Below are 19,060 nucleotides of genomic sequence, written 5' to 3'. Positions count from 1 at the left end.
TTAGTATCAGGCCCCGGCATCGAAAGGTGTCGGGGCCTGTTCGTCGTTCGGTGCCCTGGCTCGCCATCGGGCACTGGGTCGCAGTGACTGCATATAGCCTGCGGGCGTGAAGATGCGCTCGTCTTCGGGGAAGTGTTTGGTGTTGTCCGTGACGAGGGGAGCGTCGGTTGGAAAGCGCGAGGTCGATAGGGATGGACTACGGTCGGGGCGGTTCGCGCCTCAGATGCGCAGGGCGGACGTTCGGTTGTCCTCGCAAATGCAGCGCCCCCGGCAGGGAGGGAGGCCGGGGACGCTGGGGTGAGCGCGGGGCGCTCTCGTAAGGGAATTGCGAGGGTTAGGCGATGGCGGCGGTGATGGTCTCCGCGGCGATGTAGCCGTAGTTCATGGCGGCATCGAAGCCCATGCCGTAGTTCTTGCCGTCCTTCTCCTCCACCGAGCCGCACACGTCGCCGGCGGCGTAGAGGTTCGCGATGGGCTCGCCGCTCTCGGTCAGCACATGACAGGCCGTGTCGATGGCCAAGCCGCCGGTGGTCAGGTAGGGCGTCGGCTCTGAAGCGCAGACCCAGATGCCGTCATGGAAATCGAGGAAAGGCAGATTCTTGCGGCCGAACTCGTCCTCCTCGCCGGCCAGGGCGTGGGCGTTGTGCTTCTCGATGGTCTGGGCCAAATTCGGCAGGCCCAGGGCCTCGGCGGCTTCTTCTACGCTGCCGTAGTGCACCATGTCGCCACGATCGAACAGCGACTTGTAGGTATCAAATCCCCAGGTGAGGCTGTTCATGGCTCCGATAGCGCCCGACTCGTCGGTGATATAGAAGAACTTGCCGCCGTTGTCGGGGTTTAGCAGGCCGCGGGTCATGGCGCCGTGGTTGCCCGAGATGATGTTGTCGAACTGGTCGCCCTGGGCGTTCACCATGATGCCCGGCGAGGTCTGGTGGATGAAGGCGATCTCCATGCGCGAGCCGGCCTGGGCCGTGGTGGACAGATACGAGCCCAGGGTGCGCCCCATGCACTCGATGGCGGCGCCGGCCTTCTGGCCGAGCACGATGCCGTCGCCGGTGGAGGCAGGGCAGCAGTTGAAAGAGAAGGAGGCGTAGTCGGGATAGTACTCGGCCACCATGTCGGGGTTGGCTGCGAAGCCGCCCGAGGCCAGCAGCACGGCCTTGGCGGTCACATCCCAAGTGCTGCCGTCCTTGCCCTCGGCCTTAAGACCGGTGATGGCGCCGTTGCCGTCGGCGGTCAACTCGGTCACCGTGGTGCCGTAGACGATCTGGCCGCCCAGGGCCCCGATGCGGTCTACGAAGAACTGCATGGCGTAGCCGCAGCCGCCCTCGTAGCAGCCGGGGGCCATGTAGGGCGTGGCCCCGTAGGCGGCATTGACGCCCATGGTGTAGAAGCCCACACCGATGCTGTTCATCCAGTCGACCAGCTTGCCCGAGGTCTCGTACAGAGCGCGGTCGTAGGGCATGGCGCCGTTGAAGCGGTCGAACTGCGGGTCGACCATGGTGCCCAGCAGCTCCATCATGGCCTCCAGGTTGATGAAGGGCGTATCGTCGAAGCGTCCGAGGGAGTAGTTCTTCTGCAGCTCGGACTCGGCGGCGGCCACGCCGCTGTAGGTCATGCTCATGGAGCCGCCGGGGATGTCCTGCTTCTCGATGACGAGCACCGTCTTGCCCTTTTCCAGCAGGCGCGTGGCGGCGATGAGGCCCGCGGTACCCGCACCCATGATGGCCACATCCACCTCCGCGGTCTGCGCGGTGCCGCCCGAGGGGGCGGCGATTTCGGCCTGGAAGTCGGACACGGCATGACCGGAGTTCTCGATGCCCTCCATGACGGCCTGGGCGATGGCCATGCACGTGGTGGTGGCGCCGGACACGGCATCCACCTTCACGCTCTGGCTCTCGACGATCTTCGCCGGGAACATCGTGCAGGCGAGGCTGCCGATGCCGATGGTCTCGTCGTGGTTGATCACCTGGCAGTTGGCGATCTTGCCGCCGGCCATGGTGGTTTCCACGTACACATAGCCCTCGTGGCCGATGGTCTTGGTGACGAACTTGCCGTCGGTGGGCTCCGAGAACGCCGCGGGCGTGCTCTCGGCCGGCGACAGGGGCGCCTCGGCGTTGCCGGTTTCCGCTAGAGACTCGTCGGCCTTGCTGGGCTGGGTGCATCCCACGCCGAGAACGGCGGCGGCGCCCAGAGCGCCGGCTACGCCAGCACCCTTGAGAAAGCTCCGTCGATTGAGTGCGAACTGTTCGGTCATACCTTCCCCTTTCCTGTGCGAATCGGCGATTCGCGGATGAACTCGCATGATTGCGACTCCGCCACGATAGGCGGTATGCGTTGGCACCGTCTATCGTCGTTTTTTGGTGAAACTGGGGAGAGCGGGGTATTTCGGCCCCGTTTTGCCGCTCCCCATTTTTTGGTGGTTTTTTCATAAAGGGCCAGGTGAGATATGTTATCGATGCAATGCGCGCCGCTTTACTGCGGGGTGACCGAATCGTTGTGGGATAATCGGGGCAACGAAGGAGGGGCGTGTGCGCAGGCTGCGGCAACAGTGGGACATTGTCTTTGTGGCAGGTTACGGCCTGTATAAGGCTGCGGGCAGCAGCGGCTACCTGACCGCCTTCGGCATGGCGGGTGGCAGCGCGGGGTTCGTGTCGGTCGATGGCTTTATGATCGCGAGCACGCTGTGCGCGGTGCTGACCTGCCTTCTTCTGGGTCTGCTCGGCTTGCGCTTGAAGGAGCGCTTTCCGCGGCGCGGGGTGGCCCTCGGCGCATATGGCCTGTTGATGGCAGATTTTGCCCTGGCCGCCGTGGTGGGAAATCCTTGGTTGGCCGGGGCGCTCCACGGTGTGGCGTCCACGGCGCTTTCGGTGGTGTGGTTCGCCCTCTGCGTTCGGAAAACGAGTCGGCCCGCCGTGACCGTGGTCAGCGCGCTGCTCTTATCGGTGGCACTCCAGGCCGTGGTGGCCCAGGCTGGTTGGGGCAGCGCCCCTTTGTCCGTGGGGCTGCTGGCGCTGTCGGCTTGCTGTCTGCTGGGCCTGTGCGGCTTGAGCCGGGGCGAAGGCGCCCAGGGGCCGCTGGGCGGTATGTGGCCTCGTTCTGAAAGCGGTTTTTGGCCGGCGCTCTTATGCCTCGTGGTGTGCGTTTTCGTGGTGAGCGCTTCGAATGTCACGGTCATGGGCTCGTCTCTGGAGCCGCTGTTCGTGGGCATGGATATGCAGACGACTAATATGGTGGGCGCCCTGGTCGCGGCCGTGCTGGTGTTCTGCGGCTCATCCATTCGCCATCCCGTGAAGGCCTACACGTACGTGCTGCCGTTCTTGTTTGCGATGTTCTCCCTCATCGCTATCTTCGGGGAAGGGATCGGGGCGGTGGCCGGCTCGGTCATGGTGGGCTCCTACGAGGCCATCGCCTTCCTGTTCGCGGCCTTCTCGGTGGGACTGGCCTCTCAGGAGAAGCTGAACCCCTATGCGTTTTCGCCCGTGTGCTTCGGGGCGTCGAATGTGGCGCTGCTTCTCGGCCTGATGGTCGGCGCCGCCTTGGGGATGCTCGGCAACCGCGGCCTGCCGCTGCCGGTGCTGGTCGCCCTGGTCTCGCTGTACCCGCTGGGTCTCGTGCTTCTCTTCGTCACCCGCCGCCACCGCACGGCGCCTCGCCGCGATTGGGAGGGCGAGGCGGCTTCTCGGGAGGATTCGCGGGACGGCGGCGAAGGCGCGGCGGCTGGGCTTACGTGCGAGGAGGCGGACGCGAGCGCCGCCGGAGAAGCGGGCGCGGAGGGGGCCTCCGGCGGAGGAGCTGGTGCCGAGGAGGCGGCCGACGAGGTGGAGCTGGCGCTGCGCCATCGAGCGGCGGAGATCGCCGCGGCCTATGGCTTGACCCATCGCGAGGAGGAGATCTTGTCCTACGTCGCCCGCGGTCGCTCTGCCCGCGTGATCGCCGAGGAGCTGTTCATCTCCGAGAGCACCGCCTGGTCCCACATCAAAAGGATCTACGCCAAGACCAACCGCCGCTCCAAGCAGGCTCTGCTCGATCTTTTCCAGGGCAACTCCGGATCATAGGCTGGTCGTGCGATCTCGGCCGAAAGTCCCCTTTACTATTCGTAGCCCATGGCGGCGAGGCGCTCTTCGTCGAGGCCGAAGTAGTGGCCCAGTTCGTGGATGACGGTCCTGCCGATCTCCTCCACCACCTCTTCGCGGCTGGAGAAGCAGCGCTCGTGGGGGCCCTTGAAGATGGTGATGACATCGGGGATATCGTCGTCGTAGCCGCCTTCTGCCCGCTCTACGAGGGAGAGGCCGTCGAACAGGCCCAGCAGATCGTCGGGCACAGGCTCGTCTTCACATTCGTTGGCATCCTGCCAGCTTGCAACGTCGCCTTCGTCATCCAGGCCCAGGTGGTAGGCGCTCGGCTCGTCTTCCCAGACGATGGCGATGTTCTCCAGGGCATCCAGGAACTGCTCGGGCATGGCGTCGAGCGCCTCTTCGATGGCGGCCTCGAACTCCTCGTCGGTCATGCGGTGCACGGCTTCTCCTTCTCGGTTCGCGTGGTTTGCGCCTATTGTAGGCGACAAGCCCTTGGGCTGCTTGAAGTATTTGTGCGACTTCGGTTGCAAAGGGGGTGTTTGTGCTACCCTTGTCGGCACGCAAAAGCGCGTCTTGGGGGAACGCACCGCGTCGCCAAGAGGCGAAAGAACGAGGCAAGGGAAACCTTGCCCGACCTGACGGAGGATTGCATGAAGATTTTGGGCATGGGAGTTCCTGAGCTCCTTATCATCCTGGTTGTCATCCTGCTCATCTTCGGCCCGAAGAACCTGCCCAAACTCGGCAGCGCTCTGGGCAAGACGGTGAAGAACCTGCGCGATGGCATGGGTGCCGGCCAGAAGGACATCGAAGAGGCCGCCGACGACGATGAGGTCGTCGAGGTCGTCGAGGAAGTGGTCGAGGAAGAGCCCGCCAAGGCCGCCCCCAAGAAGACCGTGAAGAAGGTCGTGAAGAAGAAGGCCGAATAGCCGCAACGCTTCTTCCAATAAACTGGTAAATCGTGGTGCGCCCGTGCATTTGTGCGGGCGCACCACCAGTGTATAAAGAGAGAAAACGGGACATATCATGGCTAACGAGAACTACGTACTGACCCAAGAGGGCAAGGAGAAGCTGGAAGAGGAGCTTCACTACCTGGAGACCGAGAAGCGCGCCGAAATCGGCGAGCGCATCAAGGTGGCCCGCGAGTTCGGCGACATCTCCGAGAACTCCGAGTACGACGACGCGAAGAACGAGCAGGGCATGATGGAGGCGCGCATCGCCGAGATCAGCCGCATCTTGTCCGAGGCTACCGTGGTGAACACGCCGAAGCGCTCGAGCAAGGTGAACATCGGCTCTACCGTGACCGTGGACATGAACGGCCGCGAGCGCGTGTTCACCATCGTGGGCGGCGCCGAGTCCGATGCCGCCGAGGGCAAGATCTCCAACGAGTCGCCTGTAGGCCAGGCGCTGCTCGGCTGTAAGAAGGGCGATGAGGTGACCACCACCGGCCCCACCGGCCGCGACATCACCCTGACCGTTCTGAAGATCGAGCACTAATATGGCTGAGGAAATCACTGAGGTAATCGAAGACGACCCCATCGAGGTGCGCAAGGCGAAGCGCGAGGCGCTCATCGCCGCGGGCGTGGACCCCTACGGCCATGCCATCAAGCGCAGCCACAGCGTGGGCGAGCTGAACGAGCAGTACGCTCATCTGGGGGACGGTGATTCCACTGAGGATGTGGTCACCATCGCCGGCCGCATCATGGCCAAGCGGGTGCAGGGCAAGATCGCCTTTTTGGAGCTGCGCGAGTCCGGTTGCGACATTCAGCTGTTCTGTCGCATCAACGCCCTGGGCGACGAGCGCTTCGCCGATCTGTGCGACCTGGACGTGGGCGACTGGATCGCCGTCACCGGCACTATGATGCGCACCCGCCGCGGTCAGCTGTCTGTGGCCGTAGACTCCTTCGAGCTCATGAGCAAGTCGCTGCGTCCTTTGCCCGAGAAGTTCCACGGGCTGACGGACAAGGAGACCCGCTACCGCCAGCGCTATGTGGATCTGGTCATGAACCCCGAGGTGCGCACTACCTTCGAGCGCCGCTTCAAGATCGTGTCGGCCATTCGCCGCTACATGGAGGATATGGGCTTCTACGAGGTGGAGACGCCGTTTTTGCACGCCATCATCGGCGGTGCGAACGCGAAGCCCTTCATCACGCACTTCAACGCGCTCGACCGCGACTACTACCTGCGCATTGCCACGGAGCTGCCGCTGAAGCGTTTGCTCGTGGGCGGTTTCGAGAAGGTGTTCGAGATCGGTCGCCAGTTCCGCAACGAGGGCATGGACCCGTACCACAACCCCGAGTTCACCACCATGGAGGCCTATGCCGCCTTCAGCGACCTGGACGGCATGATGGACCTCACCGAGGGCTGCATCAAGGCCGCGGCCGAGGCCGCCTGCGGCAGCCTGCAGATCGAGTACCAGGGCACGCCGGTGGATCTGTCCGGTACCTGGCGCCGCGCCACCATGATGGAGCTGGCCAGCGAGCACGCCGGCGAGGAGGTATCCTTCGACCGCAGCCGCGAGGAGCTCGTGGCCATTCTGGAGAAGCACGGCGGCCATGCGGAAGCGGCCTGGGGCAAGGGCAAGCTCATCAGCGAGATCTTCGAGGCCGTGGCCGAGGAGAAGCTCATCCAGCCCACCTTCGTCATCGATCATCCCCTGGAGATTTCCCCGCTCGCGAAGAAGGATCCCGAGAATCCCGAGCTCACCCAGCGCTTCGAGCTGTTCATCTTAGGCCACGAGTACGCCAACGCCTTCACCGAGCTGAACGACCCGGTTGACCAGGCCGAGCGCTTCCGCGCCCAGGTGGCGGCCAAGGACATGGGCGACGACGAGGCCATGGGCTTCGACGCCGACTACATCCGCGCCCTGGAGTACGGCATGCCGCCGGCGGGAGGCGTGGGCATCGGCATTGACCGCATGGTCATGCTGCTCACCGACGCGCCCTCCATCCGCGACGTGCTGCTTTTCCCCCACATGAAGGACGAAGTGCCGGTGGGTGGCAACGCTGCGTCCGCGGCTCCGTCTGCGGCCCCGACGGGCGAGGCCCCGGTGGCCTCTGCGGCTCCCATCGACTTCGCCGACGTGGTCATCGAACCCCTGTTCTCCGATGAGGTGGACTTCGACACCTTCAGCAAGTCCGACTTCCGCGCCGTGAAGGTGAAGGAGTGCGCGGCCGTGCCGAAGTCCAAGAAGCTGCTCCAGTTCACCCTGGACGACGGCACGGGCGAGGACCGCACCATCCTGTCGGGCATCCACGCCTACTACGAGCCGGAGGAGCTGGTGGGCCGCACCCTCATCGCCATCACCAACCTGCCGCCGCGCAAGATGATGGGCATCGACTCGTGCGGCATGATCATCAGCGCCGTGCACGAAGTGCCGGGCGAGGATGGCGAGCCCGAGGAGCGCCTGAACCTGCTCATGGTGGACGACCGCATTCCCGCTGGCGCCAAGCTGTACTAGGCGAACAGTTACCAACTTACCTACAGATGGGTCCGTGCTGAGCTGCGCGGGCCCATCTGTTTCTAGAATAGGCGGCAGCGAGAGGCAGATGCGAAAGAGACGACCGATCTGGCGCGAGAGGAGGTACGGCCATGGGGCGGCGTCGGGAAAGCGAGCGAGCCGAGCGATTCCGCCGGCGGCTCAAGCTGGCCCACACCAACGAACTGAAGCGTGAGACGTTCTACGCGCTGGAGAACTTGCGCCGTGCCAGCTGGCCGGCCCGCATCGTGGGCGGGGCGCTGTTCGTGCTCATCCTGCTGAATGCGGTGGTGGTGTTCGTATCCACCCAGCCGGGACTCGATCCCGTCACGGCCGACGTGGTCGCCGGCTTCTACCGCTTCTCCACGGTCTGCTTCTGCGTCGAGTATCTCGCCCGCATCTGGATTGCCGATCTGGCCTTCGGCAACTGCACGCCGGCCCGGGCGCGGCTGCGCTATATCTGTTCGCCCTGGGGCATCATCGATCTGCTCTCCTTCGGGCCGAATATGGTGGCCTGGTTCGTGCCCGTCACGCCCGTGCTGCTGAACGTCATCAACGTGGTGCGCCTGGTGCGTCTCGTGAAGATCTCCCGCTACATGCGGGGCCTGCGCACCATCGGCCGCGTCATCGCGAAGCACTACCATGAGATTGTGGCGGCCTTTCTGGTTATCGCCCTGCTCGTGGTCGTTTCCAGCGTGATCATGTACGAGATCGAGCACCCGGCCCAGCCCGACAAGTTCAACAATCTGCTGTCGGGCGTGTACTGGGCCGTCACCACCATCACGGGTACCGGCTATGGCGACCTGGTGCCCATTACGCCGGCCGGGCGCATCGTGGGCTCCGTCATTATGTTCCTCTCCGTGGCCTTGGTGGCCATTCCCGGTGGTATCTTCTCCGCCGGCTTCGTGGCCGAGTTCCAGAACGCGAACCTGCGCAAGATCGAGCGCGACGTGCGCCGCGAAGATGCCCGCCAAGACGACCGCGACGAAGCGCAGCGCGTTGGGGCGCGGGGGCCTTTCGGGGAAAGCGGGACAGCCTCGAGGGATACCGACGGGAAGTGGGGCATTTCCGACGGAGACGACAAAAATGACGGTTGAGCGAGCCTCTCATCACCGTAAGACTCGCTCAACCGGCAAAAATGTCGTGTAGCCGTCCTTTTGGGCGCGGCAAACCTCGCCCAATCGTCATTTTTGTCGTGCGTCGCCCGCGAGCAGCGCCGCACGTCGGCTGGCACGGCGCGTGGGGAGGTGTTTGGACGGACTGCGCTTTTCCCGGGCGGTCCCCTCACAACGTGCCCACAAAACAGCCCTTCTCGGCACCATGCTTTAGCAATTCGCCCGCGTGAGTGCTAAACTGCTCGGGAACTATATTTCGTGCCCGGCCTGTCTGCTAGCGAGAGAGAACCTTTGCCGCGGGGCACCAACGAAGGAACGAGGAAACCATGTCATTCGAGAAATTCACGGACAAAGCCCGCAAGGTGCTGGTCCTGGCTCAGGATGAGGCGCGTGCGCTCCATCAGCCCTACGTGGGCACCGAGCATATCCTCTTGGGCCTTATCCAGGAGAAGGACGGCCTGGCCGCCCAGGCCCTCGACCGCCTGAACGTCACCTACGATGGGGTGGTGCAGGCCATCCGCCAGGTGGTCACCATCGACGAGGACGCCGACGTGTCGGGGCATCTGTCCTTCACGCCGCGGGTGAAGCGCGTGCTGGAGAACTCCCTGCGCGAGGCCATGCAGATGGGCCAGTCCTACATCTCCACCGAGCACTTGCTCTTGGGCATCGTGCGCGAGGGCGAGGGTACGGCCTTGGAAGTGCTCGGTCGCCTGAACGTGTCCGGCGACGATGTGCGCGGCGCCCTGAACGATTTGGTGGGCCAGTCGCCCGTGTACGCAGGTCGCTCCGGCTTCGACGGGCCGGCCTCGTCGGATTCCATGCTCACTGAGTTCGGCACCGATCTCACGAAGAAGGCCCGCGACGGCAAGCTGGACCCGGTCATCGGCCGCGCCTCGGAAATCGAGCGCGTCATGCAGATCCTGTCCCGTCGCCAGAAGAACAACCCCCTCATCCTGGGCGAGCCCGGCGTGGGCAAGACGGCCATCGCCGAGGGGCTGGCCCAGCTCATCGTGAGCAACCAGGTGCCCGACATCCTGCGCGGCAAGCGCCTCATCACGCTGGACGTGTCGGCGCTCGTGGCCGGTTCCAAGTACCGCGGCGAGTTCGAGGAGCGCCTGAAGAAGGTCATCAAGGAGGTCATGGACGCCGGTGACGTGCTGCTGTTCATCGACGAGATCCACACCATCATCGGCGCCGGCTCGGCCGAGGGCTCCATCGACGCGGCCGCCATTCTGAAGCCCCCGCTGTCCCGCGGTGAGATTCAGATCATCGGCGCCACCACCCTGGAGGAGTACCGCAAGCACCTGGAGAAGGACTCGGCCCTGGAGCGCCGCTTCCAACCGCTCACCATCAACGAGCCCAACGAGGAGCAGGCCGTGCGCATCATGGAGGGCCTGCGCGACAAGTACGAGGCGCACCACGGCGTGCACTTCACCGACGACGCCCTGACCGCCGCCGTGCAGCTGGCGAACCGCTACATCCAGGATCGCTACCTGCCCGACAAGGCTATCGACGTCATGGACGAGGCCGGCGCCCGCATGCGCATCCGCAACATGACCCTGCCCAAGGAGCTGCGCGATCTCGATGAGAAGCTGCGCAAGATCCGCGCCGAGAAGGATCGTGCCATCGGCGACCAGAACTTCGAGCGCGCCGCCGAGCTGCGCGACGAGGAAGAGGCCGTGAAGAAGGAGCGCGAAGAGGCCGAGAAGCAGTGGGAGGAGGACACCTCCAAGACCGTGCAGCAGGTGACCGTGGAGGACATCGCCGACGTGGTGTCCATGTCCACCGGCGTGCCCGTGAGCAACCTCACCGAGGCCGAGACCGAGAAGCTGCTGCGCATGGAGGGCGTGCTCCACGAGCGCATCATCGGCCAGGACGAGGCCGTAACCGCCCTGTCCAAGGCCATCCGCCGCAGCCGCAGCGGTCTGAAGGACCCGAAGCGCCCGGCCGGCTCGTTCATCTTCCTGGGCCCCTCGGGCGTGGGCAAGACCGAGCTGTCCAAGGCCCTGGCCGAGTTCCTGTTCAACTCCGAGGACGCGCTTCTGTCCTTCGACATGTCCGAGTACATGGAGAAGCACACGGTGTCGCGCCTGGTGGGATCGCCTCCGGGCTACGTGGGCTTCGATGAGGGCGGCCAGCTCACCAAGGCTGTGCGCCAGCGCCCCTATTCAGTGGTGCTGTTCGATGAGATCGAGAAGGCCCACCCGGATGTGTTCAACATCCTGCTGCAGATCCTGGAGGAAGGGCGCCTGACCGACGCCCAGGGGCGTACCGTGGACTTCCGCAACACGGTTATCATCATGACGTCGAACGTGGGCGCCCGCGATATCACGACCACCACCACGCTCGGCTTCTCCAACTCGGGGCAGAACGGGCTTTCCGACAAGGAGATCAAGAGCCGGGTGATGCACGAGCTGAAGAACGCCTTCCGGCCCGAGTTCTTGAACCGCATCGATGAGATCATCGTGTTCAAGAGCCTGACCGAAGACGAGATCGTGCAGATCGTGGATCTCATGGTGGCCGAGCTGCGCGAGCGCATGATCGCCCAGAACATGACCATCAACCTGGACGAGGCGGCCAAGAAGCTCGTGGCCAAGGAAGGTACCGACACCGCCTTCGGCGCGCGCCCGCTGCGCCGGGCCATCCAGCGCCTGCTGGAGGATCCGCTGTCCGAGCAGATCCTGGAGGGCCGCTGGACGAGCGGCAGCGTGGTGGACGTCACCGTGGGCGAGGACGGCGAGGAGCTCGTGTTCAGCGAGGGCACCGGCTCCATTCCCGCGCCGCGCAAGCGTGATTCCATCGCCCGGGACGCCGAGCTGCTGCTCACCAACTACGACCTCGGTCGCGCCGGGCTCGGCAGCGGCCGCGGCGCCGGTGCGCCCGCCGGTTCGGTTGCCGGGGGAGAGTAAGTCCCATCACCTCGAAGGCGCCCCATTGCGGGGCGCCTTCGCGTATACTACGGGGGTACGGAAAACAAACGCCCTATTACGAGGGGATGCCATGACCCAGATCATCGACCCGATCTTCGAGCCGTCGGTGCTGCAAGAGCCCACACTGCTCGGTGACGACTTCAACTTCGACGCGCTGGCTTGTCCGCTTCTGCAGCTGCAGGGCAAGGTGGACAAGAACCCGAAAACCGCGGCCATCATCCTAGCCGGCGGCACCGGCGAGCGCTTCGGCAAGGAGGGGGGCAAGCAGCTGGTGGAAATCGCCGGCAAGCCCATTCTCACCTGGTCGGCCGAGGCTTTCGATGCGGTGGGCGATGTGGGACTCATTGTTGTGGTCTGCCCCGAGGAGCGCATGCGCGAGTATCTCTCGCGAGCCATCGATCCCTTCCCCTTCGTCACGCCGGTGGTGCTGGCGCCCGCAGGCTCCATCCGCCAGGAGTCGGCCTTCTCAGGGCTCGAGATGGTGGGCGACGAGTACGAGTACGTGGTGCTGCACGACGGCGCCCGCCCGCTCGTCTCGCCCGACCTCATTGAGCATACCATCAACACGGTGAAGGGCAACTTCGACGCCGATGGCGCCGTGGTGGCCCACCCGGCCGTAGACACTCTGAAAGTGGTGGAAGACGGCGTGATCGTGGGCACGCCCGACCGCTCGGTGTTCTGGAACGCCCAGACGCCCCAGGTGTTCCGCACGGGTATCTATCGCCGCGCCCACGCGAGCGCACTCTCCGATGGCTTTGTGGGCACCGACGACTCGTCGCTCATCGAGCGATTGGGCGGCCGCGTGCTCGTGGTTGAGGGCAAGCGCGACAACATCAAGCTCACGGTGCCCGAGGACTACGTGCTTTTGGCCAGCGCCGTGCGCACCATGCTGCTGAACTCCGAGCATCGGTGAGTTCCGTTCGCTCTGCCGGAGCAGGCGGATCGGTCGGTGGGAAGGACCCTCTCTGCAGCAAATCGGGAGTTATGAGCGTCTGCAGAGGGCTCCCTTCGCCTCGCCTAAAAACCGCAGGGATGTGACCTGGGGTTTTGTGAAAATGCGATGACAGGATGGGTGCGAATGTTGCTGGTTGACGCTCATAGCTCCCGATTTGCCGCAAAATAGGCCCCTTTCAACGACCGAAAGGGGAAGAGGGGTGGAAGGAGCCTCCATGAACGAATTGCGCAATTTGCGCACGGGCCTTGGCATGGATGTTCATGCCTTCGCCGAGGGGCGCAAGCTCATTTTAGGCGGGGTGGATATCCCCCACTACCAGGGTCTTGACGGACACTCCGATGCCGATGTGCTGGCCCATGCCATATCCGATGCGCTTCTGGGCGCGGTGCGCGGGGGCGACATTGGCAAGCTCTTCCCCGACACCGACCCGGCCTACAAAGACGCCGACTCCCTGAAGTTGCTCGCCGAGGTGGCCCGCTTCGTACGCGATCAGGGCTTTCAGATCATCGATGTGGACAGCGTCATCGCGGCCCAGGCACCGAAGTTGTCCCCCTATCGCGAGGCCATGCGCGAGAACCTGGCGGCCGCCATGGCTCTTCCCGTGGAGAACGTAGGCGTGAAGGCCACCACCACCGAGCACTTGGGACATGAGGGCCGCGAGGAGGGCATCACCGCTTATGCCACCTGCCTTGTGTGTCGGACGGGGTAGGGGGTTCGCGCTGGCTCGCCTTGGCGCAGCGCCTGTCTGCTGCTGGGCGGCTCGACGATCTTCTTCGCGCTGCCGACGATAGAGTCTGCCGCGATGCCCTGCTCGAGGAATTCGAACTCTAGGCCCTCGGCGCGGACCATTTGACGCGCATCTCGGAAAAATTTTCCCACAACCGCACATTTCCGCCGCCTTATGCGTATTACCCTTGAAGGGCCTTTCACGCAGAGGTGCCTCTCTTCTCGACTGCTAGCGCGGGAAGGGCGGCGCTCCTGCAGACGGACAAGAGGGAAATGACGTGGAGAACCGCCAGCTCAGAGCTATTGTGGATGCTTACGCCGACATGGTGTATCGCATCGCGCTCAACCAGACGCGGCGGGGTGCCGATGCCGACGATGTCGTGCAGGCGGTGTTTCTGAAGCTGTACGAGAAACCGCCGGAGTGGCTCGGACGTGCTGCGGCCGCCGAGCAAACCGATGGTGATCGGTCTCTGCGCGGCAGCTGTTCCGCTGCCTCTAATGCGGCGACTGACGAACGCTTGCGGGCGTGGCTCATCCGCGTGACGGTGAACGAGTGCCGCAATCTCTGGCGCACGCTGTGGCACCGTCGCGTAGAGCTGCGCGAGGTGGGCGACGCCGATACGCCGCCCTATGAGGAGCCGGCGTTCTCGGAGCCCGCCCACGAGCGGCTCTATGCAGCCCTCGGCGAGCTTCCCGAGAAGTGCCGCATCGTGGTGCACCTGTTCTACTTCGAGGACATGGGCACCCGCGAGATAGCCGCGGTGCTTGGCATTAAGGAGCCCACGGTGCGCACCCGTCTTGTCCGTGCACGAAAACTACTCAAGCAAACGTTGAAGGAGGCATGGGACGATGAGCAATGCCAGCCAGTACAAAGCCATGATGGGCGAGGTCCATGCCTCTGCTGACCTCATCGGAAAGGTAAAGGGCATTCCTATGGAGAAGACGAAGAAGCGCGGAGTTGCGCTGCGATTGGCCACGGCGACCTGTGCCGGTCTGCTCGGTGTGTTCGTGGTGACGAATGGCGTGTGCTATGCCGCCACGGGCGAGACCTGGGTGGAGAAGGCCACCGTGTGGGTGAACGGCGAGCCGGTGGAAATGGACGTGCAGATGAGCCAGCAAGGCGATGTCACTGTGGGCACCGTCGAGTACACGGTGGAGGACGCCGTTGGCGAAGGGGGCGACATCGCCATGACCATGAGCGCCGAAGACGGCGATTTCTCGAACATGGCTTATGAGATCAAGGACTACACCGCCGAGGGCGCCGATGCGGCCGACGGTGCGACCGGGGGCATGGTGTTGGAATCCGACGACGGCCACGTGCTCCTGGTGCCCGGCGACGGCTCCCAGACAGAGCCCATCGACATCACCGATCAGATCAAGGCCCAGGGCGCAGCGACCGGCACCTTCGAGATGGACGGCGCCACCTATGTCTACCAGGTGAGCGGCGAGCCGGGCAACTGGCACGTGAACGTTCAGACGGAGGCCGCGGCGCTCGGCACTTCCGCCGAGGCGTCCCCCGCCGCGAGCGTGGAGGCCCAGTAGAATTCGGTGCCCGACGGCATGGGTCGGCTATAATCTCCCGCACCCGGATCATCGGGTGCGGGAGATTTTTGTGGGGTCGTAAGCCCCAAGCGGGGAAGGGAGAAACACCATGGCGAAGCGGGCCGAACGGGTCTTCAATCATGCGGTGGTGCGCCTGCGCGAGGGCCAGAGCGCGCTCGACACCCTGCACGAGCACCGCGAGGAGCTGGCGAACCAAATGCTCGCGCGCCTCGCCGGCAGCGACGAGTTCTCCGCCATGCTCGAGCGCAACTTCGCGCCCTACCGGCGGCTCATGACCTACTACGAATGCGCCATGATGGAGGTGGAGACGAAGTTCCGCGTGCTGGACGCCGAGTTCGGCCTGCAGCACGACCGCAATCCCATCGAGTCCATCAAGTCGCGCTTGAAGAGCACCGATAGCCTGGCGAAGAAGCTCGTGCGCAAGGGGTTCCCCATGTCGGTGGACTCCATCGAGCAGAACATCTTCGACGTGGCTGGCGTGCGTGTGGTGTGCACCTTCCCCGAGGATATGTTCGCCCTGGCCGAATCGCTGTTGGCCCAGGATGACGTGGTGCTCATCGAGCGTCGCGACTACGTGGCCGCTCCGAAGCCGAGCGGGTACCGCAGCCTGCACCTCATCATCGAGGTGCCTATCTTCCTAGAGCATGAGAAGCGCTGCGTGAAGGTGGAGGTGCAGCTGCGCACCATCTCCATGAACTTCTGGGCCTCGCTGGAGCACCAGCTGCGCTACAAGAAGGATCTGTCCGAGGAAGAGGCCGCCGCCGTGGCCGCGGAGCTGGCCGACTTGGCCGACGCTGCCGCCGATTTGGACGCCCGCATGCAGGCCCTGCGCAACTACCTCGACGACGGGGAGAAGTAGTTCCTTTCCGGCCCTGCGCCTGTGGCGGTGTTGGGGTTGCGCTACAATGCTCCTACTTGCTAGTTCGCTTAAGGAGCTCATTCATGATTAAGCTGTACGATACGCGTCTGCGCCAGAAAGTGGATTTCGAGCCGGTAAAGCCGGGGAAGGTGGCCATGTACGTGTGCGGCCCCACGGTGTACAACCGCATTCACATCGGCAATGCGCGCACCTTCATCTCCTTCGATATGATCCGCCGCTACCTGGCATGGCGCGGCTTCGAGGTCACCTTCGTGCAGAACGTGACCGACGTGGACGACAAGATCATCAAGCGCGCCGGCGAGGAAGACCGCACCGCCGCCGAGGTGGCCGAGGAGTACACGCGCCTGTTCATCGAGGATATGCGGGCCGCCGGCGTACAGGACCCCGACATTCGCCCGAAGGCCACCGAAGAGATCGATACCATGATCGCGCTCATCGAGCGCCTCATCGAGCGCGGACATGCCTATGCGGCCGAGGGCGACGTGTACTTCGATGTGCGCTCCTACCCGGGCTACGGGCAGCTTTCGGGCCGCGACGTGGACGAGGCGGAAAGCGGTCACCGCGAGCTGCGAGCCGACGGCCAGGGCCTGGAGGATCGCAAGCGCGACGAGCTGGACTTCGCCCTGTGGAAGGCGGCCAAGCCCGGCGAACCGGCCTGGCCCTCTCCCTGGGGCGCGGGTCGCCCCGGTTGGCACATCGAGTGCTCGGCCATGTCCGAGAAGTACCTGGGCCTGCCCTTCGACATTCACGGTGGCGGGGCTGATCTGGTGTTCCCGCACCACGAGAACGAGCGCGCCCAGTCCGAGTGCGCCTGCGACAGCACCTTTGCCAACTACTGGATGCACTCTGGCATGTTGCAGATCGCCAACGCCGAGACCGGCGAGACCGAGAAGATGTCGAAGTCGCTGAACAACTTCCTGCTGCTGCACGAGGTGCTGGAGCAGGTGCGCCCGGCGGCCCTGCGCATGCTCATGCTGCAGAGCCACTACCGCAGCCCGCTTGTGTTCGGCGAGCAGCGCGTGAACGAGGCCGACGCGGCCCTCACGCGCATCGAGAACGCCGTGCGCGCCCTCGACTGGCTGCTGGAGGCGGGCACGCCCCGCGGCGAGGCGGCCCTGGCCCCGGAAACCGCCGAGGGCGAGCTTTCGGCCGTGCTGGATGCGGCGGCGCTGACCGATCGCGTGGCCGTGCTGCGAGCCAACTTCACCGAGGCCATGGACGACGACTTCAATGCCCCGGCGGCCCTGGGTGAGATCTTCTCCTTCGTGAGCGATGTGAACGCCCTTGTGGCCGATGCAACCGTGCTGGCGGCCGAGGAGGCTGCGGCCGGCCGCGCCGCCCGGGATGCCATCGTCGAGCTCATGGACGTGCTCGGCATCGACGTGGCCGCCGCCGAGGAAGGTGCGGCCTATCCCGTGGAGGTGGTGGCCCTGGCCGCCGACCTGGCCGGCTACGACGGCGACGATCCGGAGGTCGCCGTGGCCCATCTGCTCGAGGCCCGCGCCACCGCCCGTGCCGAGAAGAGGTGGGCCGTGGCCGACGGCGTCCGCGACGGCCTAGCCGCCCTCGACTTCACCATCGAGGACACCCCCCAGGGCGCCCGCGTGAGCTACGAGGGGTAGGACATCGCGAAAGAGCCCCTTCTGAAAACGGGTCAACGGCGTAGAGTAGGTGTTGATCTTGGAAAACGGCGGAAGGAGCATGATGGAGCCGGTTATTCAGCTGGAGCGGGTCACGAAGGACTACGGGGGCGGACGCGGGGTGTTCGACCTGTCCTTCGCCGTGGGCCGCGGGGAGGTCGTGGGCTTCCTCGGCGCGAACGGGGCGGGGAAGTCCGTCACCATGCGCCTGCTCATGGGGTTTGTGCGGGCCGATGGCGGCCGGGCGATCCTCGGCGGCCGCCCGTGCTTCGCCGATCGGGCGGCCATTCAGCGCGAGGTGGGCTACCTACCCGGCGAGCTGGCCCTGCCGGGCGACATGACCGGCCGCTCCTTTTTGGCCTTCGTGGCGGGCATGCGGGGCACCGCGCTGCCTTGCCGCGCCAACGCGCTCATCGACTACTTCGAGCTGGACCCGTCGGCCAAGCTGCGGGCCATGTCGAAGGGCACGCGGCAGAAGGTGGGCATCGTGGCGGCGTTCATGCACGGGCCGGCGGTGCTGCTGCTCGACGAGCCCACGAGCGGCCTCGACCTGCTCATGCAGCGCCGCTTCGTGGAGCTGGTGCGGGCCGAGAAGCGCCGGGGCGCCACCATCCTGCTGTCGTCGCACGTGCTCGGCGAGGTGGAGGGCACCTGCGATCGGGCGCTGTTCGTGCGCTCGGGGCGCCTGACGTCCGAGGCCTGCGCGGCTGATCTCACCCTGGATGCCACCTTGGAGCACCTGTACGGCGCCGAGGCGCTGCGCCGCCGCTGGGGCGATGCCGCGGAAGGGCGCGCCGCCGGGAATCGCTCCGCCGCGCCGTCTGACTCCGTCGACCTGGGGCGTTCCCCAGCCTCGTCGGAGAGAGGGGGTGTCCGATGAGCGCGACGTTGTTCAAGCGTAGCCTGCGCAGCGCGGCGGCCGTGATGGCGGCCATCGTGGTCGTGCTCGCGTTCTACATCGCCATGGTGGCGTATCTGTACGACCCCGAGGTGAACGAGAGCATCCAGCTCATGCAGGCGGCCATGCCCGAGCTCTTCGAGGCCTTCGGCATGGCGAACCCCTCCGCGACGCTGCTCGACTTCCTGCTGAACTACCTGTACGGCTTCTTGTTCACCGGCACCCTCGTGCTCATGGCGGCCTACCTGGCCCAGCGCCTCGTGGTGGGGCCGGTGCGCGACGGGTCGCTCGCGTGGCTGCTCGCCGCGCCCCGCTCGCGGCTGTCCCTCGCGCTCACCTTCGTGGCGGTGGAAGTGGCGGCGGTGGCCATTGTCGTGGGCCTGTCGTGGGGCGCGGAAGTGATTGCCTGCGAGGCGCTGTTCCCCGGAGAGTTGGACGGCGCGGCCCTCGCCCGGGCCAATGCGGGGCTGGTGGCTCTCGGCCTGTTCGTGGCTGCCCTCTGCTTCGCCTCGGCCTGCTGCTTCCAGCATACGGGCCTGGCGCTGTGGGGCGGTGCCGGGGCGTGTGCGGTGTTCCTGCTCATGGGCACGGCCGGCGCGGTGGGGAAGGGCCTCGCGTGGGTCGCCGACCTCTCGCCGCTGGCGCTCTACGACGCCTACGGCCTGGCGGCGGCCGATGGGGGAGCTGTCGCCGGCGCCGTCGTCCTCGGTGTGGTCGCCGCGGCCCTGTTCGCCCTAGGCGTCGCCCGCTTCTGCCGCCGCGATTTCAGCCTATAGGGAGTTGCAGCCGCACCCGTAGG

The 19,060-nt window shown here is 65.3% G+C and carries 16 protein-coding genes; 14 read left to right on the top strand and 2 right to left on the bottom strand.

The window, feature by feature from the left end; translation table 11 throughout:
* Positions 1–334: 334 nt before the first annotated feature.
* Positions 335–2,257 carry an FAD-dependent oxidoreductase gene (locus G503_RS0110655; protein WP_028027560.1) on the bottom strand — a complete coding sequence of 641 codons (1,923 nt, stop codon included), beginning with the start codon at positions 2,255–2,257 and terminating at the stop codon, positions 335–337.
* A 274-nt stretch (positions 2,258–2,531) separates the two neighbouring features.
* Between G503_RS0110655 and G503_RS0110650 the strand changes: the two genes are divergently transcribed.
* Complete coding sequence (locus G503_RS0110650; RefSeq protein ID WP_028027559.1) at positions 2,532–4,058, top strand: helix-turn-helix transcriptional regulator; 1,527 nt, start codon at positions 2,532–2,534, stop codon at positions 4,056–4,058.
* 35 nt (positions 4,059–4,093) lie between these two features.
* Here G503_RS0110650 and G503_RS0110645 read toward each other — a convergent pair whose 3' ends face one another.
* Positions 4,094–4,510 carry a metallopeptidase family protein gene (locus G503_RS0110645; protein WP_235715551.1) on the bottom strand — a complete coding sequence of 139 codons (417 nt, stop codon included), beginning with the start codon at positions 4,508–4,510 and terminating at the stop codon, positions 4,094–4,096.
* Positions 4,511–4,729: 219 nt separating this feature from the next.
* Here G503_RS0110645 and tatA point away from each other — a divergent pair, with 219 nt between their 5' ends.
* From tatA to G503_RS0110575, 13 genes are all read left to right on the top strand, one after another.
* Complete coding sequence (gene tatA / locus G503_RS0110640) at positions 4,730–5,005, top strand: twin-arginine translocase TatA/TatE family subunit (protein ID WP_028027557.1); 276 nt, start codon at positions 4,730–4,732, stop codon at positions 5,003–5,005.
* 97 nt (positions 5,006–5,102) lie between these two features.
* The gene (gene greA, locus G503_RS0110635) at positions 5,103–5,573 is read left to right on the top strand and encodes a transcription elongation factor GreA (RefSeq protein ID WP_028027556.1); all 471 of its coding nucleotides are present in this window, start codon (positions 5,103–5,105) and stop codon (positions 5,571–5,573) included.
* A 1-nt stretch (position 5,574) separates the two neighbouring features.
* On the top strand, positions 5,575–7,536 hold the full coding sequence (gene lysS / locus G503_RS0110630) for a lysine--tRNA ligase (RefSeq protein ID WP_028027555.1): 1,962 nt from the start codon (positions 5,575–5,577) through the stop codon (positions 7,534–7,536).
* A gap of 131 nt (positions 7,537–7,667) precedes the next feature.
* Positions 7,668–8,651 carry an ion transporter gene (locus tag G503_RS14875; protein ID WP_051191147.1) on the top strand — a complete coding sequence of 328 codons (984 nt, stop codon included), beginning with the start codon at positions 7,668–7,670 and terminating at the stop codon, positions 8,649–8,651.
* Between the two features lie 344 nt (positions 8,652–8,995).
* The gene (locus G503_RS0110620) at positions 8,996–11,578 is read left to right on the top strand and encodes an ATP-dependent Clp protease ATP-binding subunit (protein WP_028027554.1); all 2,583 of its coding nucleotides are present in this window, start codon (positions 8,996–8,998) and stop codon (positions 11,576–11,578) included.
* 91 nt (positions 11,579–11,669) lie between these two features.
* A complete protein-coding gene (ispD, locus tag G503_RS0110615; protein WP_028027553.1) occupies positions 11,670–12,512 on the top strand; it encodes a 2-C-methyl-D-erythritol 4-phosphate cytidylyltransferase in 843 nt (280 codons plus the stop codon).
* 256 nt (positions 12,513–12,768) lie between these two features.
* Positions 12,769–13,263, top strand: a complete 495-nt coding sequence (ispF, locus tag G503_RS0110610; protein WP_028027552.1) for a 2-C-methyl-D-erythritol 2,4-cyclodiphosphate synthase — start codon at positions 12,769–12,771, stop codon at positions 13,261–13,263.
* 295 nt (positions 13,264–13,558) lie between these two features.
* Complete coding sequence (locus G503_RS15720; RefSeq protein WP_051191145.1) at positions 13,559–14,185, top strand: RNA polymerase sigma factor; 627 nt, start codon at positions 13,559–13,561, stop codon at positions 14,183–14,185.
* Positions 14,130–14,822, top strand: a complete 693-nt coding sequence (locus tag G503_RS0110595) for a hypothetical protein (protein WP_028027551.1) — start codon at positions 14,130–14,132, stop codon at positions 14,820–14,822. The genes G503_RS15720 and G503_RS0110595 overlap by 56 nt, the downstream gene beginning before the upstream one ends.
* A gap of 109 nt (positions 14,823–14,931) precedes the next feature.
* Positions 14,932–15,702 carry a GTP pyrophosphokinase gene (locus G503_RS0110590; RefSeq protein ID WP_202095533.1) on the top strand — a complete coding sequence of 257 codons (771 nt, stop codon included), beginning with the start codon at positions 14,932–14,934 and terminating at the stop codon, positions 15,700–15,702.
* 83 nt (positions 15,703–15,785) lie between these two features.
* Complete coding sequence (gene cysS / locus G503_RS0110585; protein ID WP_028027549.1) at positions 15,786–17,345, top strand: cysteine--tRNA ligase; 1,560 nt, start codon at positions 15,786–15,788, stop codon at positions 17,343–17,345.
* Between the two features lie 79 nt (positions 17,346–17,424).
* Positions 17,425–18,243, top strand: a complete 819-nt coding sequence (locus G503_RS14865; protein ID WP_156891997.1) for an ABC transporter ATP-binding protein — start codon at positions 17,425–17,427, stop codon at positions 18,241–18,243.
* Positions 18,240–19,037: a hypothetical protein gene (locus tag G503_RS0110575; protein WP_028027548.1), complete on the top strand. Its 798-nt coding sequence runs from the start codon at positions 18,240–18,242 to the stop codon at positions 19,035–19,037. Before G503_RS14865 ends, G503_RS0110575 begins: the two co-directional genes overlap by 4 nt.
* Positions 19,038–19,060: the final 23 nt, after the last annotated feature.

Origin of the sequence: Adlercreutzia mucosicola DSM 19490, from assembly GCF_000422625.1 — a bacterium.
GTDB classification, from domain to species: domain Bacteria; phylum Actinomycetota; class Coriobacteriia; order Coriobacteriales; family Eggerthellaceae; genus Adlercreutzia; species Adlercreutzia mucosicola.
This window is presented reverse-complemented; position numbering and strand designations above follow the sequence as displayed.